This window comes from Rhodobacter sp. NSM, assembly GCF_052244495.1.
In the GTDB taxonomy this organism is placed as follows: Bacteria; Pseudomonadota; Alphaproteobacteria; order Rhodobacterales; family Rhodobacteraceae; genus Cereibacter_A.
Genome location: NZ_JBQPXH010000008.1, coordinates 55146 through 78209, shown reverse-complemented (window position 1 = coordinate 78209; position 23064 = coordinate 55146). Strand labels below are relative to the sequence as shown.

The 23064-nt window shown below is 67.9% G+C and carries 24 protein-coding genes; 12 read left to right on the top strand and 12 right to left on the bottom strand.

Annotated features, from left to right (window positions below; translation table 11 throughout):
• Nucleotides 1-76 precede the first annotated feature (76 nt).
• Nucleotides 77-1120, top strand: a complete 1044-nt coding sequence (gene trpS / locus ACTVZP_RS15540) for a tryptophan--tRNA ligase (protein WP_443213077.1) — start codon at nucleotides 77-79, stop codon at nucleotides 1118-1120.
• Nucleotides 1117-2175 (top strand): hypothetical protein, encoded by a 1059-nt coding sequence (locus ACTVZP_RS15535; RefSeq protein ID WP_443213076.1) that lies wholly within the window; start codon nucleotides 1117-1119, stop codon nucleotides 2173-2175. Before trpS ends, ACTVZP_RS15535 begins: the two co-directional genes overlap by 4 nt.
• Before the next feature lie 138 nt (nucleotides 2176-2313).
• Here the strand turns inward: ACTVZP_RS15535 and ACTVZP_RS15530 are convergent, their stop codons facing one another.
• A complete protein-coding gene (locus ACTVZP_RS15530) occupies nucleotides 2314-3015 on the bottom strand; it encodes a DUF1223 domain-containing protein (protein WP_443213075.1) in 702 nt (233 codons plus the stop codon).
• 227 nt (nucleotides 3016-3242) lie between these two features.
• On the opposite strand from ACTVZP_RS15530, the gene acnA reads away from it, so the two are divergent.
• Together acnA and ACTVZP_RS15520 are read left to right on the top strand one after the other, a co-directional pair.
• Entirely contained in the window at nucleotides 3243-5927 is a 2685-nt protein-coding gene (acnA, locus tag ACTVZP_RS15525) for an aconitate hydratase AcnA (protein ID WP_443213074.1), read from the top strand.
• Nucleotides 5928-6062: 135 nt separating this feature from the next.
• Entirely contained in the window at nucleotides 6063-6398 is a 336-nt protein-coding gene (locus tag ACTVZP_RS15520; RefSeq protein ID WP_443213073.1) for a TM2 domain-containing protein, read from the top strand.
• A gap of 2 nt (nucleotides 6399-6400) precedes the next feature.
• Here ACTVZP_RS15520 and ACTVZP_RS15515 read toward each other — a convergent pair whose 3' ends face one another.
• The 9 genes from ACTVZP_RS15515 to yajC all read right to left on the bottom strand — a co-directional run bounded on the left by ACTVZP_RS15515 (nucleotide 6401) and on the right by yajC (nucleotide 12895).
• Nucleotides 6401-6940 (bottom strand): DsbE family thiol:disulfide interchange protein, encoded by a 540-nt coding sequence (locus tag ACTVZP_RS15515; protein WP_443213072.1) that lies wholly within the window; start codon nucleotides 6938-6940, stop codon nucleotides 6401-6403.
• Nucleotides 6933-7094 (bottom strand): heme exporter protein CcmD, encoded by a 162-nt coding sequence (gene ccmD, locus ACTVZP_RS15510; RefSeq protein WP_443213071.1) that lies wholly within the window; start codon nucleotides 7092-7094, stop codon nucleotides 6933-6935. Before ccmD ends, ACTVZP_RS15515 begins: the two co-directional genes overlap by 8 nt.
• Nucleotides 7091-7819, bottom strand: coding sequence for a heme ABC transporter permease (locus tag ACTVZP_RS15505; protein ID WP_443213182.1), 729 nt, complete (start codon nucleotides 7817-7819; stop codon nucleotides 7091-7093). The genes ccmD and ACTVZP_RS15505 overlap by 4 nt, the downstream gene beginning before the upstream one ends.
• Before the next feature lie 48 nt (nucleotides 7820-7867).
• Complete coding sequence (gene ccmB, locus ACTVZP_RS15500; RefSeq protein ID WP_443213070.1) at nucleotides 7868-8524, bottom strand: heme exporter protein CcmB; 657 nt, start codon at nucleotides 8522-8524, stop codon at nucleotides 7868-7870.
• Nucleotides 8521-9153 (bottom strand): heme ABC exporter ATP-binding protein CcmA, encoded by a 633-nt coding sequence (gene ccmA / locus ACTVZP_RS15495; RefSeq protein ID WP_443213069.1) that lies wholly within the window; start codon nucleotides 9151-9153, stop codon nucleotides 8521-8523. The genes ccmB and ccmA overlap by 4 nt, the downstream gene beginning before the upstream one ends.
• A gap of 225 nt (nucleotides 9154-9378) precedes the next feature.
• Nucleotides 9379-9732 (bottom strand): Mth938-like domain-containing protein, encoded by a 354-nt coding sequence (locus ACTVZP_RS15490; RefSeq protein ID WP_443213068.1) that lies wholly within the window; start codon nucleotides 9730-9732, stop codon nucleotides 9379-9381.
• A 167-nt stretch (nucleotides 9733-9899) separates the two neighbouring features.
• Nucleotides 9900-10874, bottom strand: a complete 975-nt coding sequence (secF, locus tag ACTVZP_RS15485) for a protein translocase subunit SecF (RefSeq protein WP_443213067.1) — start codon at nucleotides 10872-10874, stop codon at nucleotides 9900-9902.
• Between the two features lie 9 nt (nucleotides 10875-10883).
• Nucleotides 10884-12548 (bottom strand): protein translocase subunit SecD, encoded by a 1665-nt coding sequence (gene secD, locus ACTVZP_RS15480; protein ID WP_443213066.1) that lies wholly within the window; start codon nucleotides 12546-12548, stop codon nucleotides 10884-10886.
• 17 nt (nucleotides 12549-12565) lie between these two features.
• Nucleotides 12566-12895, bottom strand: a complete 330-nt coding sequence (gene yajC, locus ACTVZP_RS15475) for a preprotein translocase subunit YajC (RefSeq protein WP_443213065.1) — start codon at nucleotides 12893-12895, stop codon at nucleotides 12566-12568.
• A gap of 257 nt (nucleotides 12896-13152) precedes the next feature.
• On the opposite strand from yajC, the gene ACTVZP_RS15470 reads away from it, so the two are divergent.
• Both ACTVZP_RS15470 and serS read left to right on the top strand, forming a co-directional pair.
• The gene (locus ACTVZP_RS15470; protein ID WP_443213064.1) at nucleotides 13153-13710 is read left to right on the top strand and encodes a superoxide dismutase family protein; all 558 of its coding nucleotides are present in this window, start codon (nucleotides 13153-13155) and stop codon (nucleotides 13708-13710) included.
• A gap of 130 nt (nucleotides 13711-13840) precedes the next feature.
• Complete coding sequence (gene serS, locus ACTVZP_RS15465; RefSeq protein ID WP_443213063.1) at nucleotides 13841-15133, top strand: serine--tRNA ligase; 1293 nt, start codon at nucleotides 13841-13843, stop codon at nucleotides 15131-15133.
• A 129-nt stretch (nucleotides 15134-15262) separates the two neighbouring features.
• Here serS and ACTVZP_RS15460 read toward each other — a convergent pair whose 3' ends face one another.
• Nucleotides 15263-15877, bottom strand: a complete 615-nt coding sequence (locus tag ACTVZP_RS15460; protein WP_443213062.1) for a lytic transglycosylase domain-containing protein — start codon at nucleotides 15875-15877, stop codon at nucleotides 15263-15265.
• Nucleotides 15878-16096: 219 nt separating this feature from the next.
• Between ACTVZP_RS15460 and ssb the strand changes: the two genes are divergently transcribed.
• Nucleotides 16097-16606, top strand: a complete 510-nt coding sequence (ssb, locus tag ACTVZP_RS15455; RefSeq protein WP_443213061.1) for a single-stranded DNA-binding protein — start codon at nucleotides 16097-16099, stop codon at nucleotides 16604-16606.
• 137 nt (nucleotides 16607-16743) lie between these two features.
• On the opposite strand, the gene ACTVZP_RS15450 is transcribed toward ssb, so the two are convergent.
• Nucleotides 16744-19047: a heavy metal translocating P-type ATPase gene (locus ACTVZP_RS15450; protein WP_443213059.1), complete on the bottom strand. Its 2304-nt coding sequence runs from the start codon at nucleotides 19045-19047 to the stop codon at nucleotides 16744-16746.
• 84 nt (nucleotides 19048-19131) lie between these two features.
• Here ACTVZP_RS15450 and ACTVZP_RS15445 point away from each other — a divergent pair, with 84 nt between their 5' ends.
• The 5 genes from ACTVZP_RS15445 (at nucleotide 19132) to ACTVZP_RS15425 (ending at nucleotide 22998) form a co-directional block, all read left to right on the top strand.
• On the top strand, nucleotides 19132-19557 hold the full coding sequence (locus ACTVZP_RS15445) for a MerR family transcriptional regulator (RefSeq protein ID WP_443213058.1): 426 nt from the start codon (nucleotides 19132-19134) through the stop codon (nucleotides 19555-19557).
• Entirely contained in the window at nucleotides 19557-19883 is a 327-nt protein-coding gene (locus tag ACTVZP_RS15440) for a YnfA family protein (protein WP_443213057.1), read from the top strand. Before ACTVZP_RS15445 ends, ACTVZP_RS15440 begins: the two co-directional genes overlap by 1 nt.
• 537 nt (nucleotides 19884-20420) lie before the next feature.
• Nucleotides 20421-20795, top strand: coding sequence for a response regulator (locus ACTVZP_RS15435; RefSeq protein WP_443213056.1), 375 nt, complete (start codon nucleotides 20421-20423; stop codon nucleotides 20793-20795).
• Nucleotides 20796-21089: 294 nt separating this feature from the next.
• Nucleotides 21090-21545 (top strand): DUF2231 domain-containing protein, encoded by a 456-nt coding sequence (locus tag ACTVZP_RS15430; protein ID WP_443213055.1) that lies wholly within the window; start codon nucleotides 21090-21092, stop codon nucleotides 21543-21545.
• On the top strand, nucleotides 21538-22998 hold the full coding sequence (locus ACTVZP_RS15425; protein ID WP_443213054.1) for a PQQ-dependent sugar dehydrogenase: 1461 nt from the start codon (nucleotides 21538-21540) through the stop codon (nucleotides 22996-22998). The genes ACTVZP_RS15430 and ACTVZP_RS15425 overlap by 8 nt, the downstream gene beginning before the upstream one ends.
• Nucleotides 22999-23064 lie beyond the last annotated feature (66 nt).

The window sequence follows — 23064 nt, the reverse complement described above, 5'->3', positions numbered from 1 at the left end:
GCGCTGGCCGCCGCATTGACGACCCCTGCCCCGGGGGATAAGGCGAAAGCCACTCATTTACCAGACGGAGCCAACCATGACCGAGCCGGTCCAAACGCCTCAGGTCTTCCCCACCCGGGTCTTCTCCGGCATCCAGCCCTCCGGCGGGCTGACGCTGGGCAACTATCTCGGCGCGCTGAAGCGCTTTGCCGAGATGCAGAAGGACGGGGTCGAGACCATCTATTGTGTCGTCGACATGCATGCGATTACCGTCTGGCAGGACCCCGAGAAGCTGCGCCAGCAGACCCGCGAGATCGCCGCCGCCTTCCTCGCCGCGGGCGTCGATCCGGCACGGTCGATCCTCTTCAACCAGAGCCAGGTCACAGCCCATGTCGAACTGGCCTGGATCTTCAACTGCGTGGCCCGCATGGGCTGGATGAACCGCATGACGCAGTGGAAGGACAAGGCGGGCAAGAATGCCGAAGCCGCCTCGCTCGGCCTCTTTGCCTATCCCGCGCTGATGGCGGCGGACATCCTCGCCTACAAGGCGACGCATGTGCCTGTGGGCGAGGACCAGAAGCAGCATGTGGAACTGACCCGCGACATCGCGATCAAGTTCAACAACGACTACGGCGTCACCTTCTTCCCGGTGACCGAGCCGGTGATCGAGGGCGTGGCGACCCGCGTGATGAGCCTTCGGGACGGCACGAAGAAGATGTCGAAGTCCGATCCGTCGGATCAGAGCCGGATCAACATGACGGACGATGCCGACGCGATCACGCAGAAGATCCGCAAGGCCAAGACCGATCCCGAGCCGCTGCCGGAGACCCTCGAGGGGCTGAAGGAGCGCCCGGAAGCGCGCAACCTCGTGAACATCTACGCCGCGCTCTCGGGATCCACGCCCGAAGCGGTGGTGGCCGAATTCGCGGGCGCGCAGTTCGGAACCTTCAAGCCGAAGCTCGCCGAGCTTGCGGTGTCGGTGATGTCGCCGATCACCTCCGAGATGAACCGCCTGATGGCGGATCCGGCCGAGATCGACCGCATCCTCGGCGATGGCGCCGACCGGGCCGAGGCCGTGGCGCGGCCGATCCTCGACGAGGTCTACGACATCGTCGGCATGATCCGCTCCCGGCGCAGATGATCCGTCGGCTCGCCCGGGCGGTCCTCGGCCTCGCGCTGGTGGGCTCGCTCGTGGCGACCGGCTTCACGGCGGCGCGGATCGCCCACGACCCCGCACTTGCGCCCTTCACCGAGGCGGCGGCGCACGAGATCCGCGCCGCCACAGACCGGGCCATGGCCCGGCATGCCACGCCCGACGCGATCCTTGCGCGGCTCGCCGAGCACCTGGCCGAGGAGCCACCCAACCCGGTCGCCGTCGAGGCGCTGGCAGAGCTGGCGGCCGATCAGGGGATCGCCCTTCCCCCCGACATCGCGACCCGGCTCGCCCATGCGCGTGAGGCAAGCCCCTGGGAGGAGGCCGCGGGCTGTCTCGCCTGTCTCTGGGACGCGGCCTCCTGCGCTCTTTCGGCCGAGCTTCTGTGCCAGGCGCCCATGGTTCTGACGCCGGCGGGCGACGTGGCGGGCCTTGCGCGGGCGGGACAGGCCTGGGCAGGCGGTGAAGAGGTGGATCGGCTGGACCTTGTGCTCTCGGTCGCCGGGATCGGAGCGACGGCGGCTGTCCTTGTTTCGGGGGGAAGTTCGGCGACGGTCAAGCTGGGCGCCGGCGTCCTGCGGATGGCGCATCGGATGCGGCTCCTTTCGCCGCCCTTGACGCGTCTTGTCTCGCGCAGCGCGGCCACGGCCGTGGACTGGACGCGGTTGCCCTCGGTCCGATCGACGGCGGATGCGGCCGGGCTGCTGCGGCCCGAGGCGCTGCGGCCTCTGGCCGAAGTCGCCCGGAGCGTGGGCCGCATGGGCACTCATCTGTCGCCCGCCCAGACCCTGCACCTGCTGCGCCACATCGACGACCCCGCGGACGCTCGCCGTTTCGCCGCCGCCAGCGACGCCCTCGGGCCGCAGGCGGTGGCGCGGGTCGAGATGCTGGGCAAGGCGCGGTTCCTCAGAGCCACATTGCGCTGGTCTGACGTCACCCGCCAGCTCATGGCGAGCCTTGCCGCGCTCCTCGCATCGGCCGCGGCCCTGCTGAGCAGCGCACTTCAGAGCATGGGCCTCCGTCTTCTGCGCAGGCTGGCCTGACGTAAAGGCAAGAGGGAAGACTGCAGCCAGCACGCCCGGGACAAGCGATCACTAATTCGGCATCAGGGCCGGGGAATGCGCGATGGCTGCGATTCCCGGCGCCGGCAGGACGTCGCTGCGGGCGGCTGCGTTGCAGATCTAGCGCAGGCTGGCGGCAGCCAGAATGGCGCCGGGGCCCTCGTTCTGCAGGATGACGGCCAGAGGCTCCTCGCCCTCCGCCTTCGCTTCCATCGCGAGGGGTGCCTGTCCGCCCCAGTCTCCCACCACCTCCCAGGAGGTAACGATGTTGCGGTAGGTGACTGTCCGGCCCTCGTTCTCGCCGTGACCGATCTCCACGGTCTCCTCGGGCCGGAAGCGCACGACTTGCACCCGCACCGATTCGTCGAGCGGCGGGTCGGCCTCCGCATGGATGCGCAGGACGTCCCCGTGCCGCTCTAGCCACAATCCCACGCGCTCGGCCGACTGCATGTGCTTGAGGATCAGGGCCGCCACCTTCTCGGGCGCATGGCCCTCGACACGGTCAACCCCGCCCACGATCATCTGCGGCGTGTAGATCGTCCGGCTGCCGACGGCGCGGGCATAAGATTTCTGACGTTGGGTGAACCTCGGATCGGCGAACTGGTCCTCCCAGCCGATGTAATCCCAGTAATCCACGTGAAGCGCGAGCGGGATCACACGAGGATCCGCCGTGAGCGCGGCCAGGAACGCATCGGCCGGCGGGCAGGACGAGCAACCTTGCGACGTGAAGAGCTCGACCACCACGGCAGGTTGCGACTGGGCCTGAGCGGTGCCTGCAATGCCCAGAAAAAGGGCGCAAGCGGCGCCGAGCGTCCATCGCATCTGCCTGAGATCCTCGTATTGTCCTTCCCCTGTTCTAGCCGTGCCTGCCGCAGGCGTTCCAATCAAGGTTTTGCGAGGCCGCGCTGCAAAAAAGCCGCAGGATGGCTCTGGATTTTCGGCATACCTCGGTATACAAGTCCGCCATCTCCCTTGCGCGACCACAGCCGGTGGGGCAAAACGCGCGCGGAGCACAAGCCCAACCCTCGCCACGGCGCCAGGAGGAACGCATGACCGTCACCGTCGGACACGACAGCCAGAAGACCCGCAAGACCCTTAATGTCGGCGGCTCGAGCTATGCCTACTATTCGATTCCGGCGGCGGAGGAAGCCGGTCTCGGCCAGTTCGCGCGCCTGCCTGCCTCGCTGAAGGTGGTTCTGGAGAACATGCTGCGCTTCGAGGACGGCAAGACGGTCTCGGTGGACGACATCCGCGCCTTCTCGGACTGGGGCGCGAATGGCGGCAAGAACCCGCGCGAGATCGCCTATCGCCCGGCCCGCGTGCTGATGCAGGACTTCACCGGCGTTCCCGCCGTGGTGGACCTTGCCGCGATGCGCGACGGCATCCTCGGCCTCGGCGGGGACGCGCAGAAGATCAACCCGCTGAACCCGGTGGATCTGGTGATCGACCACAGCGTGATGATCGACGAGTTCGGCAACCCGCGCGCCTTCCAGATGAACGTGGACCGCGAATACGAGCGGAACATGGAGCGCTACACCTTCCTCAAGTGGGGTCAGAAGGCGTTCGACAATTTCCGCGTGGTGCCGCCGGGAACCGGCATCTGCCACCAGGTGAACCTCGAATATCTCGCGCAGACGGTCTGGACCGACAAGGACCAGGACGGCATGGAAGTGGCCTATCCGGACACGCTGGTCGGCACCGATTCGCACACCACCATGGTCAACGGCCTCGCCGTGCTGGGCTGGGGCGTGGGCGGGATCGAGGCCGAGGCCGCGATGCTGGGCCAGCCGGTCTCGATGCTGATCCCCGAAGTGGTGGGCTTCAAGCTCACCGGCACCATGATGGAAGGCACGACGGCCACCGACCTCGTGCTGAAGGTCGTGCAGATGCTGCGCAAGAAGGGCGTGGTGGGCAAGTTCGTGGAGTTCTACGGCGAGGGCCTCGACCGGCTGCCGCTGGCGGACCGCGCCACCATCGCCAACATGGCCCCGGAATACGGCGCGACCTGCGGCTTCTTCCCGATCGACGGCGAGACGCTGCGCTACCTGCGCCAGACGGGTCGCGACGAGGCGCGCATCGCGTTGGTCGAAGCCTATGCCAAGGCCAACGGCATGTGGCGCGACGCGGATTACGAGCCGATCTACACCGACACGCTGCACCTCGACATGGGCGAGATCGTGCCCGCCGTCTCCGGCCCGAAACGCCCGCAGGATTACCTGCCGCTGACCGAAGCCAAAGCCGGCTTTGCGAAGGAGATGGAGGCGACCTTCAAGCGCCCGCTGGGCAAGGAAGTGGCCGTTGCCGGGCAGGACTGGACCATGTCCTCGGGCAAGGTGGTGATCGCCTCGATCACCTCCTGCACCAACACCTCCAACCCCTCGGTGCTGATCGGCGCGGGGCTGGTGGCGCGCAAGGCCCGCGCGCTGGGACTTAACAGCAAGCCCTGGGTCAAGACCTCGCTCGCCCCCGGATCGCAGGTGGTGTCGGAATATCTGGAGGCCGCGGGCCTGCAGGAAGACCTCGACGCCATCGGCTTCAACCTCGTGGGCTACGGCTGCACCACCTGCATCGGCAACTCCGGCCCGCTGGCGCCGGAAATCTCGACCGCGATCAACGAGGGCGACCTTGTCGCGACCGCGGTGCTCTCGGGCAACCGCAACTTCGAGGGCCGGATCAGCCCGGACGTGCGGGCGAACTACCTCGCCTCGCCGCCGCTGGTGGTGGCCTATGCGCTGGCCGGTGACATGAACATCGACCTGACCTCGGAACCGCTCGGCATGGGCACCAATGGTCCGGTCTACCTCAAGGACATCTGGCCGACCAACGAGGAGATCGCGACGCTGGTCGAAAAGACCGTCACCCGCGAGGCGTTCCAGAGGAAATACGCCGACGTCTTCAAGGGCGACGCGAAGTGGCAGGGTGTGGAGACCACGGACAGCGAAACCTACGACTGGCCGCCGAGCTCGACCTACATCCAGAACCCGCCCTACTTCCAGAACATGTCGAAGGAGCCGGGCGTCATCACCGACATCATCGGTGCGCGCGTGCTGGCGCTCTTGGGCGACATGATCACCACCGACCACATCTCGCCCGCCGGGTCCTTCAAGGACACGACCCCGGCCGGCAAGTATCTGGTGGAGCGGCAGGTGGCCCCGCGGGAGTTCAACTCCTACGGCTCGCGCCGCGGCAACCACGAGGTGATGATGCGCGGCACCTTCGCGAACATCCGCATCAAGAACGAGATGCTGGACGGGGTGGAAGGCGGCTACACGCTCGGGCCGGACGGGCAGCAGACCTCGATCTTCGACGCCTCGATGGCCTATCAGGCTGCCGGGACGCCGCTCGTGATCTTCGGCGGTATCGAATACGGCGCGGGCTCGAGCCGCGACTGGGCGGCCAAGGGCACGGCGCTCCTTGGCGTCAAGGCGGTGATCGCGGAGAGCTTCGAGCGCATCCACCGGTCGAACCTCGTCGGCATGGGCGTGATCCCGTTCGAGTTCACCGAAGGCGAGACCCGCAAGACGCTGGGGCTGAAGGGCGACGAGACCGTGACGATCGAGGGTCTCTCGGGCGATCTCAAGCCGCTCTCGCTGGTGCCCTGCACCATCACCTACGGCGACGGCACGGTGAAGACGATCCAGCTCAAGTGCCGGATCGATACCGAGATAGAGGTCGAATACGTCGAGCACGGCGGCGTGCTGCACTACGTGCTGCGCGACCTCGCCTCGGCCTGAACGCATTGACATCTTGACGCAGAAGACCCCGGAGAGGATCCGGGGTCTTTCCTTTTCGCGGCTGCCGCTCGACCATCATTCCGCCCCATTGGAATGGGACTCCGTTTCCGGTTGAAACCTTTACAGAGTGCACTCATGACCCTGACCACCCAGCAGCAGCTTCTTGTCGAGCAGCGTCTGACGAACGACAAGAAATCGACGCTCGTCGCCTATGTTCTCTGGTTCTTCACTGCCGGCCTTGGCGGACACCGGTTCTACATGGGCAAGACCGGCTCGGCCGTCGCCATGCTGATCCTGACGATCCTCGGCTTCCTGACGCTCATCATCTACATCGGAGGCATCCTGCTGCTGATCGTGGCCGTCTGGGCGCTCGTCGACGCGTTCCTCATCCCCGGCTGGATCGAGGACAGCACTCGTACGGCGCGCGCACGGATATCGCGGGAGATCGAGGGGCTTAGGCTGGCGGACTGAGCTCAGGGCGCGGCAGAGGCCGCCTTTTCCATCGCCGGGCGGATCGTCTCTTCGACTACCCGCTCGGTCAGCGGTCCCGGGAAGCGAAGGACAATCCGTCCCTCGCCGTCAATCACGTAGGTCTCAGGCACGCCGTAGACGCCCCAGTCGAGCGCCATCCGGCCGTTCGCATCGGCACCGAGCGTCGCGTAGGGATTGCCGAGCTCGTCCAGAAAGGCCTGCGCGTTCTCGGGTTTGTCCTTGTAGTTGACGCCGTGGATCTTCACGCCCTCGGCCGCCAGCGCCTCCAGCGTCGGCGCCTCGACCCGGCACGGGGCGCACCAGCTCGCCCAGTAGTTCACGAGCTTCACGCCCGGCTCGCGGAGGACCGCATCGGTGAAGGGCGGAGCATCCGCCATGGCCGTCGTCACCACCGCCGGAGCCGGCTTGCCGGCCAGCGCCGAAGGAAGCTCGTCCGGATTCCCGCGCTGCATTCCGACGAAGAACATCACGGCAAGTCCGCCGAAGAGCACGGGCGGCACGAACATGAGCGCTTTAGCCATCGGTGCGCCCCTGCCGCCGTTCGACCTCGCGCAGCATCCTGCGCACCCGTGCCCCACGCCACAGCGACATCACCACCAGACCCGCCAGCAGCGTGATCGAAGCGCCATAGGCCGTCAGCACGGAGAAGGCATATTTGCCGAGGTCCGGGATCATGCCATCCGCTCCCGCGCGAGCAGCGCCTGCACGCGCCGGACGCGGATCTCGGTCCGGGTGCGCAGCAGCACCAGCGTCAGGAACAGAAGGACGAAGCCGCCGATGCAGACGAGGAGCGGGAAGTAGAACGCGTCGGCCACGTTCTCCTCCTTGTCGAGCGAGAGAGACGCGCCCTGATGCAGGCCCTGGTTCCAGAAGTTCACGGCATAGCGGCTGAGCACGGCGAAGACCGAGCCCACGATGCAGAGCACCGATGTCAGGTCTGCCGCGGTATCCGGGTTCTCGATCGCCTGCCAGAGCGCGATATAGCCGAGGTAGAATAGCGCGAGGATCAGGAACGAGGTCAGTCGCGGATCCCAGGCCCACCAGGTGCCCCACATCGGCTGGCCCCAGACCGCACCGGTGACGAGCGCCACGACCGTGAAGGTCAGCCCGACAGGTCCTGCGGCCTTGGCGGCCAGCGCCGAGACATGGTGCCGCCGCACCAGCCAGATCAGCGAGGCAGCCAGCATCATCAGCCAGGCGTTGATTGCCATCAGGGCCGATGGAACGTGCAGGTAGATGATCTTGACGGTCGATCCCTGCTTGTAGTCGTCAGGGGTGAAGAAGAACCCCCAGACCAGCCCGACCAGCAGGCACAGGAACGCGCCTGCCGCCGCCCATGGCAGCGCGATGGAGGAGGTCTCCATGAACTTCTTCGGGTTGGCGTATTCCCAGATCGACATGGCCATGGAGCTAGGCGGTTCCCTCTCGCGATGCAAGCCGCGACTTCGTTACCGTAGATTTATCCGTACGGCCGCCGCTGAGGCGAAAGGTAGCAGGGCCGCGACGCCCGCCGTGATGCCGCCAAGGAGGAGGAAGGGCGTCGAGACATCCATCCCGGCCGCTCCCCGGCGCACCGCCTCGGCTCCGAAGACCAGCGTCGGCACATAGAGTGGCAGGACCAGAAGGCTCAGCAGCAGCCCGCCCCGCTTCAGTCCCACCGTGAGCGCCGCGCCGAAGGTGCCGATCACCGAGAGCGCGGGCGTGCCGATGGCGAGTGACGCCAGAAGCAGCGGATAGCCCTCGGGCGGCAAGTTCATCAGCAGCCCGAGGAGCGGCGAGGCGAGCGTCAGCGGCAGCCCGGTCACGATCCAGTGCGCGGCGGCCTTGACCGCCACGACGCCCTCGAGCGGGATCGGGGCCGTGGCCAGCAGGTCGAGCGACCCGTCCTCGTGGTCGAGCGCGAAGATCCGGTCGAGCGAGAGGAGGCAGGCCAGCAGCGCGCCGACCCAGAGGATGCCGGGCGCGATCTTCGCCAGCGTCGCGGGCTCGGGCCCGACGCCCAGCGGCACGAGCACCGCCACCAGCAGGAAGAAGGCGAGGCCGAGGCCGAAGCCGCCGCCGGCCCGCAGCGCGAGCCGCAGGTCGCGAAGCAGGAGCGCGATCATGCCGTCACCCCCGCAAAGGGATCGTCCTGCGCGGCGGCAAGTCCGGGCCGGTCGGCCCGGAAGGCGGCGAGGTCGAGCAGCGCCGCCTCGTCAAGCCCGAGGTCGATATGCGTCGCCATCAGGGCCGAGCCGCCCCCTGCCAGATGCTCTCGCACCACGGTCCCGAACAGCGCGACCGAGGCGGTATCCAGCGAGACGGTAGGCTCGTCGAGGACCCAGAGCGGCCGGCCGGTCACGAGCAGCCGCGCGAGCCCGAGCCGCCGCTTCTGCCCGGCCGAGAGGTTCTGAGCCTGCCGGTCGGCAAGCGCGGAAAGGTTCATCCGCTCCATCGCGCCGGCTGCCTCGCGGGTGCCGTAGATCGCCGCCCAGAAGGCGAGGTTCTCGGCCACCGTCAACGTGGCCTTCAGGCCGTCGGCATGGGCCGCATAGGCCACCGCCTCGGGCGGCATCGAGATCTCTCCCGCCACGGCCGGCTGCAGGCCCGCCACCGTGCGCAGGAGCGTGGTCTTGCCGATGCCGTTTGGCCCGCGCAGGATCAGCGCGGCGCCCGACGACAGCCGGAAGCTCACGCGCTCGAGCACGGTGACGCCGCCGCGGGCGCAGGCGAGATCGGTGACGGTCAGGTCCATGGCCCTGCCCTAGCGCATCCCTTGCGGCGGCGGAAGGGCCTGACGCCGACCCGATCAGACGGACGAGAGCCTTCTGCCGCGGGTCGCGAGAGGCCGCGGCCGGTGTGCGGGCCGGTTCGGACCCGCGCAAGGAAGCGAAAAGGATCAGGTCCTCCACCCGGAGTGCAGGCAAGCAGGCGGGTGGGTGCGCTGCAACGGAGAAGAGGGCCGTCCGGCGCAGGCGTCTCAGACCGGCAGGAGGGCGATGGCGACCCGCCTGCCTTCCGACAGGAGCACGTTGTAGGTGCGGCAGGCTGCGGGCGAGGCCATGACCTCGACCCCGATGCCGGCCTCTTCCAGCGCGGCCCGGAAGTCGGGCGGCACATGAGCCACGTCGCCGCCCGTCCCGACGAAGAGCACGTCGATCCGGCCCGCCAGCGCGAGCGGCGCCTCGGTGTCGCCCAGCCCGCCCCAGGGGCCCGCGCTCCAGGGCGAGATCAGGCAGGCGCCCTCGAGCACTTGCCCCCCGATGCGGAAATAGCCGGGGCCGTAGCCCTCGACCGGCTGGGCGCTGTCATAGGTGATCTCGGTCAGGCGCATGTCGGATCCTCCGGTTCGGCCGGACCGGTGATCGGGCACCGGCCGGCGTGGGCTGCCGGGGAAGGCCGGACGATGCGCGGCCGAAGGCCCCGGCGAGGGAGGCGGTCAGGGAACACAGGCGACCGCGACGGGCACGGAACCGGTGCGGGCGGCGCGCCGCCCGCCGGTCAGGCGTCGATATTGGCGAACTGCGTGCCCGCCTTGCTGTCCTTCTTCGGACCGCCCCGGTCCACGCCGAGGTAGAGCACGATGTTCTTGGCCATGTAGATCGAGGAATAGGTCCCGATCACCACGCCGAAGGTGATGGCGAAGACGAAGCCGCGGATCACGTCGCCGCCGAAGACGAGCAGCGAGACGAGCGCGATCAGCGTCGTCATCAGCGTCATGATCGTCCGGCTCAAGGTCTCGTTCACCGAGAGGTTCATCACGTCGCGCAGAGCCATGGTCTTGTACTTCACGAGGTTCTCGCGGAGTCGGTCGAAGACGACCACGGTGTCGTTGATCGAATAGCCCAGCACGGTCAGCAGCGCCGCCACCGTTGTCAGGTCGAACTTGATCTGGAAGAGCGCGAAGACGCCGATCGTCACCAGCACGTCGTGGATCAGTGCCGCAACCGAACCGATCGCGAACTGCCACTCGAACCGCAGCCAGATGTAGAACGCGATCCCGGCGCAGGCGGCCGCGACCGCCATGACCGCAGACCAGATCAGCTCTCCCGAAACCTTGGGCCCGACCGATTCCACGGACGGGAAGGCGATCCCGGGATCCACCGTCTGCAGCGCGGCCTCGACCTGGCCGATCTGCTCGGGCGTGATCGACTGCGTGGCGTCCTGCGCCCCGATCCGGACCATGGCCACGTGCTGATCCTCGCGGAAGCCCGGGTCGAAGACTTCGGTGATCGAGATGTCGCCAAGTTGCAGCCCCTGCAGCGCGTCACGGTAGGCGCCGACATCGACGGGCTGCGTGGATTCCGTGCGGATCGTCGTGCCGCCACGGAAGTCGATGCCGAAGTTGAGCCCGAGCGTGAGCCAGGCCACGAGTGAGGCGGCCATCAGGAAGATCGAGAAGCCGAATGTGACCGGCGCGAACCGGAAGAAGTCGATGTTCGTCTTTTCGGGGCAGAGCTTGAGGCGGAAGGCCATGGAATGTCCTCAGACGACGATCGTGCGCGGACGCCGCCGGGCGAACCAGGTGGCGATCAGGATCCGGGTGACGTAGACGGCCGTGAAGACCGAGGTGAAGATGCCGATGGTCAGCGTGACGGCGAAGCCGCGGACCGGCCCCGCGCCCACGAGGAACATGATGACCGCGACGAGGAAGGTCGTCGCGTTGGCGTCCACGATGGCCGAGAGCGCCTTCTCGAAGCCGAGCTCGATGGCGCGGCCGGGCTGCTTGCCTTGCCGCAACTCCTCGCGGATCCGCTCGAAGATCAGCACGTTGGCATCGACCGCGACACCGATGGTGAGCACGATGCCCGCGATACCCGGCAGGGTCAGCGTCGCCCCGATGACCGAGAGCAGCGCGAGGATCGCCAGCATGTTGATGGCAAGCGCGACGTTCGCCAGCACGCCGAACCAGCCGTAGCTCGCGATCATGAAGGTCACGACGGCGATCATGCCGACGATGGCGGCAAGACGCCCCGCATCGATCGAGTCCTGACCGAGTTCCGGGCCGATGGTGCGTTCCTCGAGGAAGGTCATCTCTGCCGGAAGGGCGCCTGCGCGCAGGAGCACGGCGAGTTCGGTCGACTCCTCCACCGAGAAGTTGCCGGTGATGATGCCCGAGCCGCCGGCGATATGCGCCTGGATCACCGGCGCCGAGATCACCTCGTCGTCGAGGACGATGGCGAAGGGCTTGCCGATGTTCTCGGCGGTGTAGTCGCCGAAGGCGCGCGCCCCGGTCGGATTGAAGCGGAAGCTGACCGCCGGGCGGTTGTTCTGGTCGAAGGACGGCTGCGCGTCGACGAGTTCCTCGCCGGTGACGACGGGCGAGCGATCGAGGACGTAAAAGATCCCCTGCTCGTTGGCCGAGGGCAGCACGAGGTCGCCATTCGCGGCGGGCTGGGCTTCGGCCGTGCGGCCGAGCACCGGGTGGAAGGTCAGCTTGGCAGTCGTGCCGATCAGCGACTTCAGTTCGGCCGCCGAGCCGATCCCGGGCACCTGGATCAGGATGCGGTCCTCGCCCTGGCGCTGGATCGTGGGCTCGCGGGTGCCGACCTCGTCCACGCGGCGGCGGATGATCTCGAGGCTCTGCTGCACGGTCCGGCTGTCCATCGCCGTGCGCTCGGCATCGGTCAGCCGCACGGAGACCACGTCGCCCTGCCCCGAGACCTCGATGTCGCTCTGGCCCATGCCGGTGAAGGAAATGACTGGCTGGGCAAGCTGGCGCACGGCCTCGACGGCAGCGGAGAGGCCCTCGGGCCGCGAGACCGCCACGCGCAACTCGCCCGGAGGGGCGGTCTGGCGGCGGATCGAGCCGACCTCGTCACGAAGGCCGCGCAGCGCGTCGCGCACGTCCGGCCAGAGCGCGTCCATCCGCGCGGCATAGACGTCCTCGACCTGGACCTCGGCCAGGAGATGGGCGCCGCCCCGGAGGTCGAGCCCCAGGTTGACGATGCTCGAGGGCATCCATTCGGGCCAGAGCCCCACCGCCTCGGTCTGCGCGGGCGATGCGGTTCCGCCGGCCTTCTCGACCGCGGCAACCGCGTCATTGTGCGTTTCGACGCGGCCGTAGAAGAAGTTGGGGGAGGCGTAGAGAATGGCGAGGGCACAGATGCCCCAGATCAGAACGCGTTTCCAAACGGGGAAGTGGAGCATCTGGACCGGACCCCGGATCAGGCGGCAGCAGGTTCGGTCTTGGACATGACCTGAACGATGGTGGACTTCATCACGCGGACTTTCACGCCTTCGGAGATCTCCACGTCGACGATGCCGTCCTCATGGACCTTGACCACCTTGCCGAGGATGCCGCCGCCGGTGAGCACCTGGTCGCCGCGGCGCAAGGCCTCGACCATCGCCTTGTGTTCCTTGAGTTTCTTCTGCTGCGGACGGATCAGCAGGAAATACATGATCACGAAGATCAGGATCAGCGGCACGAAACTGGTGAAGGCGCCGGCAGCGCCGCCGGGGGCGGCGGCCTGGGCGAAGGCGGGGGTCACGAACATGGACGTCCTCTTGGATTCACCCGGGGATCAGGCCCGGACTTCGGCGGGGCGCACCCTATCCGCGGGGTGCCGCGATGGCAACAAGCCATGCCGGGCCATATATGCGCGATCCCGGCCGATCCAAGACCGCAATGGAAGAGGATGGCCGCTGCCGGTCGTCCCGTCGGGAACAGGGCCGGTCGGTCCCCGTTGCATTCGTTGATCCCGCCGGTTGCCGGGCCACGAGCCCGGCGCCGCCCATGACGAGGAGGAAACCCATGTCGAGGACCATCGCCGTTGCCGTCGCAGCCCTGCTGGCCGCCCCCGCCTTCGCCCAGGACGTGCCGCGCAGCGCCCAGAACCCGGAGGATGCGCCTGGACAGCCGGGCTATGCCGAACGCACCGCCACCTTCACCTCGGTGGATGGGACGCCCATCGGAAAGGCCACGATCGCGCCGCTGCCGCACGGCGTCCTCTTCACTCTAGACCTGCAAGGTCTGCCGGCAGACAGCTGGCTCGGCTTCCATATCCACGAGAATGGCGAGTGCGATGCCCAGGGCGGATTTGAGTCCGCCGGCGGGCACTTCTCGATCTCGGGCACGGACCATGGGTTGATGGTCGAGACCGGACCGCATTCGGGCGACATGCCGAACCAGTATGTCGGCGCCGACGGGATCCTGCGCGCGCAGGTCTTCAACACCTTTGTCCAGCTCGGGGGCGACATTGCGTCGGATCTGGCCGGGCGGGCGCTGATGCTGCACTCCGGCCCGGACGATTACGTCAGCCAGCCTTCCGGCGCCGCGGGCGACCGCATCGCCTGCGCCGTGATCGAGTAGGACGGTCGCACCCGCGGGTCCGCGGAAGATTCCGGTTCACCTGACCTGTCGGATCGGGCATTAGAAGCCCGATCCTCAGGCGTCCGACGGTTCGGGCCCCGGGGCTCGGTTCTTCAGCGAAGGTGATCCCATGCACGACATCCGCATCATCCGCGAGTTCCCCGAACGGTTCGACGCCGCCCTGTCGCGGCGCGGCCTCTCGGCGCTCTCGGGCGAGATCCTCGCCATCGACGAGGCGCGGCGGTCGAAGATCCTTGCGGCCGAGACGGCACAGGCCGAGCAGAACCGGGCCTCCAAGGAAGTGGGCGCGGCCAAGGCGCGGGGCGACGAGGCCGAATTCGAGCGCCTGCGCGCGCTCGTCGCCGAGAAGAAGGCCGAGGTGGCGCGCCTGAACGAGGAAGCGTCTGCCGAAGACGCTCGCCTGCGCGAAATGCTGGTGGCGCTGCCGAATGCCCCCCTCGACGAGGTGCCCGACGGCCCGGACGAAAGCGCCAACGTCGAGATCCGCCGCTGGGGCACGCCGCGCAGCTTCAACTTCGCGCCGAAGGAGCATTTCGAGATCGCGGGCGTGAAGCCGGGCATGGATTTCGCCACGGCCGCCAAGCTTTCGGGCAGCCGCTTCGTGATGCTGAAGGGCGCGGTGATCCGCGTCCATCGGGCGCTCGCGCAGTTCATGCTCGACACCCATGTGACCGAGCACGGGCTGACCGAAACCTGGACGCCGGTTCTGGTCAAGGACGACGCCATGTTCGGCACCGGGCAACTCCCGAAGTTCGCCGAGGACAGCTACCAGACCACGAACGGCTGGTGGCTGATCCCCACCGCGGAGGTGACGCTGACCAACACCGTCGCGGGCGAGATCCTCGACGAGGCGCAGCTTCCGATCCGCATGACGGCCCATACCCAGTGCTTCCGCTCGGAGGCGGGCAGCGCGGGCAAGGACACGTCCGGCATGCTGCGCCAGCACCAGTTCGAGAAGGTCGAGATGGTCTCGATCACGACGCCCGAGACCTCGCTGGCCGAACACGAGCGCATGACCCGCTGCGCCGAGGCGATCCTGCAGAAGCTGGGCCTGCCCTACCGCACCATCGTCCTCTGCACCGGCGACATGGGCTTCGGCGCGACCAAGACCCACGACCTTGAGGTCTGGCTGCCGGGACAGAACACCTACCGCGAGATCAGCTCGGTCTCGGTCTGCGGCGACTTCCAGGCCCGGCGGATGAACGCCCGTTTCCGTCCCGCCGGCGGCGGCAAGCCCGAGTTCGTCCACACGCTGAACGGTTCGGGCCTCGCGGTGGGCCGCTGCCTGATCGCCGTGATCGAGAACGGGCAGCAGGAGGACGGCTCGGTCGAACTGCCCGAGGCGCTGCATCCCTATCTCGGCGGCAAGACCCGCATCTCGGCGGACGGCACGCTGGAATGAAGCGGAACGTGGGCGGCCTCACGGGGCCGCTTCTCCCGGCTCGGGGCGGACGCGGCCAGCGCACCTGCTTCGAGGCGGCGAAGGCTTCTGGCGCGGCGGCCGCGCGCGAAGCCCTGCTTCGGCCTGGCCTCAGCCGTTGCCCCAGATGACCTTCACGTAGTTCTGCGTCTCGCGATAGGGCGGGATGCCGGAATGCTTCTCGACCGCCTTAGGTCCTGCGTTGTAGGCGGCGAGTGCAAGCTGCCAGGTTCCGAACTTCGTGTACATCATCTTGAGGTAACGCGCCCCGCCCTCGAGGTTCTGGTGCGGATCGTTGATGTTCACGCGCAGAAGCTGCGCCGTGCCCGGCATCAGCTGCGCGAGGCCCGTGGCGCCCTTGACCGACACGGCGCCGGGGTTCCAGCCTGACTCCTGCTGGACCAGGCGCAGGAAGAGTTGCTCCGGCACGCCATGCTTGCGGGCGACGGATTTGGCGACCTCGAGATACTCGCCCTTGTAGCGCCCGCTGTAGCGCGCCGTCGGCAGCGCGGCCGGGATCTGCTCGACCTTCGGCTTCAGCCGGACGGAGCCCTCGTACTGCTGCGAGAGCCGGCCATCGAGGAGCTTCGTCTGGGACCTGAAGATCCCGGCCCGGTTCATCGTGGATCGCTGGAGCTTCAGCCCGTCGGCGAAAGCCTCGGACGTTCCGCCGGCGAGGCCGCAGAAAAGCGTCGCCACGCCCAATGCGCCGATCAAATGCCGCATGAAAACAACCTTCATCTGTCCCGCCCGAACGATACACGGAATCCTGAAGCCTTCGCCACAGTTTTGAACACAACCTGTGGAGGTGTTTCGGGCGATTCCGGTCCTGAACGCACTCCCTTCGGGGCAGCCTGCAGCGTTGCGGGGGGACCCGGGGCGGTATAGGCATTCCATTAACCAGATCCGGGGCACCCTGCCCCGGCCAGAAGAATCGGAGGAAGCATGGCGGGCTCGGTCAACAAGGTCATCATCATCGGCAACCTCGGACGCGATCCCGAGGTGCGCAGCTTCCAGAACGGCGGCAAGGTGGTGAACCTGCGGATCGCCACGTCCGAGCAGTGGCGGGACCGCGCCTCGGGCGAGCGGAAGGAGCGGACGGAGTGGCACTCCGTCGCCATCTTCGACGAGAACCTGGCCCGAGTGGCCGAACAATATCTGCGCAAGGGGTCGACGGTCTACATCGAGGGCCAGCTCGAGACCCGCAAGTGGCAGGACCAGTCCGGGCAGGACCGCTACTCGACCGAAGTCGTCCTGCGCCCGTTCCGCAGCGCGCTGACGATGCTCGGCGGCCGGGGCGAAGGCGCCGGCGCCGGGGGTGGCATGGGCGGCGGCTACGAGGACCGTGGCGGCTCAGACAGCTACGACAGCTATGGCGGCGGTGCGCGCAGCGGCTCGTCGAGTCCCGCGGCCGGCGGCCGGCGCAACGATCTGGACGACGAGATCCCGTTCTGAGGCATTAGCCTCAGCATCCGAAAAGTCGAACGAGGAAACCCTCTACCGCCAGCGCGGTTGAGGGTTTTTGCGTCCGGAGGCAGAGGACACAGGCTGTCGCCAGCGGTCGCAGAGGTCAGCGGCCGCAACGCGGGCTCTCATCGTCGGGCCTCGGCGTCCGGCTCGAAGCGCAGCAGGCGGAGCGCGTTGAGCGTCACAAGGACGGTCGCGCCCGTATCGGCGAGGATGGCGAGCCAGAGCCCGGTGATCCCGAGGATCGAGGTCACGAGGAACACGCCCTTCAGTCCCAGCGCCACGACGATGTTCTGGCGGATGTTGCGCATCGTGGCGCGGGCGAGACGGATCTGCGCCGCCACATCCGTCACCCGGTCGCGCAGGATGGCCGCATCGGCCGTCTCGAGCGCGACGTCGGTCCCCGATCCCATGGCCACGCCCACGGTCGCGGCCTTCAGGGCGGGCGCATCGTTTATGCCGTCGCCGATCATCATGACACCGCCGGCCGCAGCCATGTCACGGACGGCCGCGAGCTTGTCCTCGGGGCGCATCCGGGCACGGAACGCCAGTCCGAGCCGCGTGGCGATGGCCTCGGCCGTGCCCGGGTTGTCTCCCGTGAGCATCGTCGCACCGACACCCAGTCCTGCCAGTTGGCGGATCGCTTCGGCGGCATCCGCACGTGGCTCGTCGCGCAGCGCGATCAGTCCCAATGCCTCCCCTTCGCGGAAGAGGACGGCGACCGTCTTGCCCTCGGCCTCGAGCATCTCGACCCGTGTGCCTGAGGCCGCGTCCAGCGCCCCCCGATCGGCGGCAAAGGACGGGCTGCCGACCCAGGTTCGCAGGCCGTCGATCCGCGCCTCGGCACCGTGGCCGGCAAGGCTGCGCGCATCCAGCGCCGTCAGCGGGAGCACACCGGAATCGCTGGCCTTCCGCAGGATCGCCTGCGCAAGCGGATGGCTTGACGCCCCTTCCACCGCCGCCGCGAGAGCCAGGACGCGCGTCTCGTCCCCGCCGCCGAGCGCGATCATGTCCGTCACCTCGGGCCTGCCACGCGTCAGGGTTCCGGTCTTGTCGAAGGCCACCTGCCGGACGGTCGCCATTGCCTCGACCACCGCGCCGCCCTTCAGCAGCAGGCCGCGCCGCGCGCCCGACGCAAGGGCCGAGGCGATGGCAGCCGGCACCGAGATCACCAGCGCGCAGGGGCAGCCGATCAGCAGAAGAGCGAGGGCGCGATAGATCCAGGTCTGCCAGTCGGCGCCCATGGCGAGCGGCGGCACCAGCGCCACCGCCACCGCCAACCCCACGATCAGCGGCATGTACCAGCGGCTGAACCGGTCGATGTAGCGCTCGGTCGGCGAGCGCGCCGCCTCGGCCTCCTCGACGAGGCGGATGATGCGGGCAATCGTGCTGTCACCCGCCGCGCGCGTCGCGCGAATGCGGAAGGCGGCATCCGTGGCGACGGCGCCCGCGAAGACCGCCTCGCCCGGACCGCGATCGACGGGAATGCTCTCGCCCGTGACGGGGCTCTCGTCGATGCTTCCCCGCCCGTCCAGGATCTCGCCGTCGACCGGAATTCGGTCACCCGGCCGGACGTGCAGCACATGGCCCGGCACGAGGCTCTCCGCCGGCACCTCCACAATCCGGTCGCCCCGCTCGAGCCGCGCCGTCTCGGGGACGAGGCGGGCCAGTGCGCGGATACCATCGCGCGCCCGATCGGCCGCGACACCCTCCAGCACCTCCCCGACGGCGAAGAGGAAGATGACGACCGCCGCCTCTTCCGCCGCACCGATGAAGAGCGCGCCGGTGGCGGCGACGGTCATGAGGGACTCGATGGTGAAGGGCTGGCCCAGACGCGTTGCTGCCCAGGCGCGGCGGGCCACCGGAACGAGACCGACGAGGCAGGCCAGGATGAAGGCGGCATCGCCCACCGGGTCCGGCGCGGCAAGGCCCGTGCCCCAGGCGAGGACGAGCAGCGTCCCGGTCAGGAGGACGAGCCGCCCTTTCGCCGTCGCATGCCACGGCAGACGCGTCTGCGTGGCCTCCTGACTGCGGGACGGCTGGTCCGGATCCGTGGCGCGGTCGCCGGTCACGGCGGAAGCCATCGCCTCGGCTCCGTGTGGCGCATGGCCTGCCGTCGAACTGCAGGCGCCGCCGCATCCGCAGGCCGCTTCGCCTTCGGTGGCCAGCATCGGCAGGACGAAGGACTTCGGGGCGCGCTCGCGCGGGGCGATGCCGAAGCCGAGCCGGCGCACCGTGTCCTCGACGGCCTCCGGCGCACCGCACGCCCGGTCGAGCGTCAGCTTCAGGCGCTCGGACATGATCGTGACCTCGACGTCGCTCACCCCCGGCAGTCGGTCCACCGCATCGCGCACCTTCCGCGCGCAGGACGCGCAGTCCATTCCACTGACGCGCCATTCCAGCACCGAGGCCACCGCTTCGCTCGTCATCACCGTCTCCCGCCCGTCGGGCGCTTGTTACCATCGATTCTGGACCCTAATGTCTCCAGCAACTATAGGTTCAAGAGGTTTCTCATGCTCACCATCGGAAAGCTCTCGGAAGCTGCGGGCGTCAAGGTGCCCACCATCCGCTACTACGAGCAGATCGGCCTTCTGCCCGAGCCGGAGCGGAGTGCGGGCAATCAGCGCCTCTATGGGCAGAAGGCACAGGAGCGGCTGGCCTTCATCCGTCACGCCCGGGATCTGGGGTTCCCGCTCGAGGCGATCCGCGACCTGCTGAGCCTCTCGGACCGACCCGATCAGCCTTGCGATGCCGCCGACACCATCGCGCGGGCGCAGCTTGCGGCAGTGCAGGAACGCCTCGCGCGCCTCCGGGCTCTCGAGTCCGAACTGGAACGGATGATCGGTCAATGCGCGCACGGCACCATCGCGGATTGCCGGGTGATCGAGGTGCTGGGCGACCACTCCCTCTGCGCCCGAGACCATCGGGAGACTCCTTGATGATCCTGCCGCTGGCAGCCTATGCGAGCGCTGCATTGGCCGAGATCGGCGGCTGCTTCGCGGTCTGGGCATGGTGGCGGCTGGGCGCATCTCCGCTCTGGCTCGTGCCCGGAGCGCTCTCGCTGGCGGCCTTTGCCTGGATTCTTGCGCTCACGCCGGTCGAGTTTGCGGGGCGATCCTATGCCGTCTATGGCGGGATCTACGTCGCGGCATCGCTTCTCTGGCTCTGGGCCGTGGAGGGGATGAGGCCGGACCGGTGGGACATGGCGGGGGCGCTGCTCGTGCTGATCGGTTCAGGCGTCATCCTCCTCGCGCCGCGAAGCTGACGTAAACGATCCGGGGCGATCAGGTCGCCCTGTCCCAACGTTGAAAGGAAATGATTTTTCGTACGCCCATGGGGATGGACCTCTCGACGCCCGAGCGTCTCTCTCCTGCGCCGCCTCATCCGAGCAGGGCCGATCCTGCGCCAGACGCGCATGGGCAGTTCGCCCCTGCCGCAACGGAAGGTTGGAACAGGCACCGGACCCCCGGGTTCCCGGGTGCAGCAGCAACCTGCGAGGCAGCCATGGAACCGAAGGACAAGGGCCTCTTCCTGCTCCTTCTCGTCACGCTGAGCGCCACGTCGGCCGGCATCAGTGTGAACGTCTGGCCGTATTGAAAGTGCACGAGGCCATGTCGTGGCCGGACCTTCGTTGCCGGCCCTCGCCCTGGCCGAACGGGCGGCTCTCCGACTGACGAAACTGCTTTTCTCCTCCGTCGGGGCGCATGGCTGCCACATTCTTGTGAGTAGCTGACAATGCGCCGCAGGGCGGCGAAGGAACACCGCCGCTCGTGCGGGGTTCATCCTCGGAAGGGAGAACGCGATGAATACCAGCATGCACGCAGGTCAGCTGACAGGCCGAGCCGTGCTGGTCGTGGAGGACGACTACTTCCTGGCTCATCAGCTCGCCGCCATTCTCGAAGCCGAGGGAGCACGGGTCCTGGGTCCCGCTGGCACACTGACGGAAGCGCTGGATCTTGCCAGCACAGCCGAGATGGATGCGGCGCTGCTGGACGTGAACCTGCGGCATCTGACGGTGCAGCCGGTGGTGGACGTGCTGGAGCGTCGTGGCGTGCCGCTGCTGCTTCTGACCGGTGCAGCAGAGGACTCGCTGCCCGTGACCATGCGAGGCCTGCCCCTTGTGCGGAAGCCGATCGATGAGGCCGCACTCCTGGCATCCCTCGCCGGCTGCAGTTGAGGACGGAAACCGCCGACGATCAGGTAATGGGCGCTGACGGGACTGCGAAGCGTTCAATGAAAAAATATTTTCACATCATGGCATCCCGTATTGCCTGGGCGGTGGTAGACCGCCGCCCAGTGAAGCGCGTCGTGACGCGCTGAAGGGCGGACATCGCCGCCTCGGGACAGGCGCGCCTTCCCGACCTTCCTTTTCACAGCGCCAGCGGTGGGCTCTGCATCGCCCCAGACAGCGCCGTCGGGAACACGCAGCGGTTACGGAAGTAGTCATAGCGTCACCCCAAGGGAGAATGAGATGCAGACTCCTTCAGCTCCAGCGGTCGCGGCCATCGGTGGCAGACCCCTCCACGCGGTGCTCGTGCCGTTTCCGATCGCCTGTCTTACGCTGACCCTCTTCGCCGACATCGCCTACTGGATGACCAGCAACCTGATGTGGCAGCATTTCGCGGAATGGCTGCTGCTGGCAGCGCTCATCTTCGGCACCTTCGCCGCTCTCGTCGGTGCGATCGACCTGCTCGTGCGCAGGCCGCTGCGGCGCCTCCGGATAGGCTGGATCCACGGCGTCGGCAATCTCGTGGTGCTGGGCCTCGCCTTCCTGAACAGCCTCGTCCATGCGCGCGACGGATGGACCGGAGTGGTGCCATGGGGCCTCGTGCTCTCGGCCCTGACCGTGATTGTCCTCGCGGTCACGGGCTGGCTCGGCATTTCCATGGTCTTCCGGCACGGCGCGGGAGTGACCCGCCATGACTGATGTCAGAATCCTCCCCCTGCTCTTCGCGCTCGCATCACCGGCCTCGGCGGCCGAGAACTTCGATACGAGCACCCAGATCGGACCGGATCCGGTGCTTCCGGAACCGGAGATGTCACTGCTTCCGGATCTCAAGGTCGCCGAGGTCATAGGCTGGCAGCAGGACGAGGTGCCCGTCGTGCCCGAGGGCCTGGTCGTCACCGCCTATGCGCGGGACCTCGCCAATCCGAGAACCGTCCACACCCTGCCCAACGGCGATGTCCTCGTCGTGCAGTCGCGCGGACCCGAGGGGAAACCCGTCTCGCGGCCGAAGGACCTCATCCGCGGATGGATCATGTCCATCGCGCATGGCGGCGGCGAACAGAAGGCCAGCAACCTGATCACGCTCCTGCGTGACACGAATCGCGATGGCGCGGTGGACGAGCGCCACGACCTGCTGACGGACCTGAATTCACCCTTCGGCGTGGCCTGGATCGACGACATGCTCTATGTCGCCGCGACGGATGCGATCCTCGTCTACCCCTATACGCTCGGCCAGACCGAGATGGTGGTTGAGCCGGAGGTGCTGACGCCGCTGCCGGGCGGGCCGATCAACCATCACTGGACCAAGGATCTGGCGCTCTCGCCAGATGGCGAGAGCCTCTATGTCTCGGTCGGCTCGAATTCCAACATCGCCGAGAACGGCCTCGAGGCCGAGAAGGGGCGCGCGGCGATCTGGCAGGTGGACCGCGAGACGGGCGCCTCCCGCGTCCATGCGTCCGGGCTGCGCAATCCGAACGGCCTGACCTTCCATCCCGAGACGGGGGCGCTCTGGACGGTGGTGAACGAACGCGACGAACTGGGTCCGAACCTCGTGCCGGACTACATGACTTCGGTGGAGGAAGGCGCCTTCTACGGTTGGCCCTGGAGCTATTACGGCGATCATGTGGACCGGCGCGTCCATCCGCAGCGGCCGGACATGGTGGAAACCGCCATCGCGCCGGACTACGCGCTCTCGAGCCATGTTGCGGCCCTCGGGCTGACCTTCTCCTACCAGTCCGCCTTGCCCGAGGCCTGGCGTTCGGGCGCCTTCGTGGGCGAACACGGCAGCTGGAACCGCGACGCCTTCAACGGATACAAGGTCGTCTACGTGCCGTTCGTCGACGGCCGCCCCTCGGAGAAGACACAGGACGTGGTCACCGGCTTCCTTGACGGCGACAGCGCGCGCGGCCGCCCGGTGGGTCTTGGCATCGACGGAACGGGTGCCCTTCTCGTCGCCGACGACGCGGGCAACACCGTGTGGAGGGTTGCCGCCGCGGACGGCTCGATCAGCCCGTCGCCCATGGGGACCGATCAGGTCGCTTCGGCCTCGGCCGAGGCCCCTCCGGATACCGGCACCGGCGAACCCGCCCAGACCGAGATCGCACCGGCGACGCTGCCTGCCTCTACCGCGGCACCGTCCGGCGGCGGCCAGTAGTCGGCTCCCTCCGTTCCGGCGGGCGTCGGGCCGCCCAATCACCTTTCCGCGCCTGCGCCCCGGGGC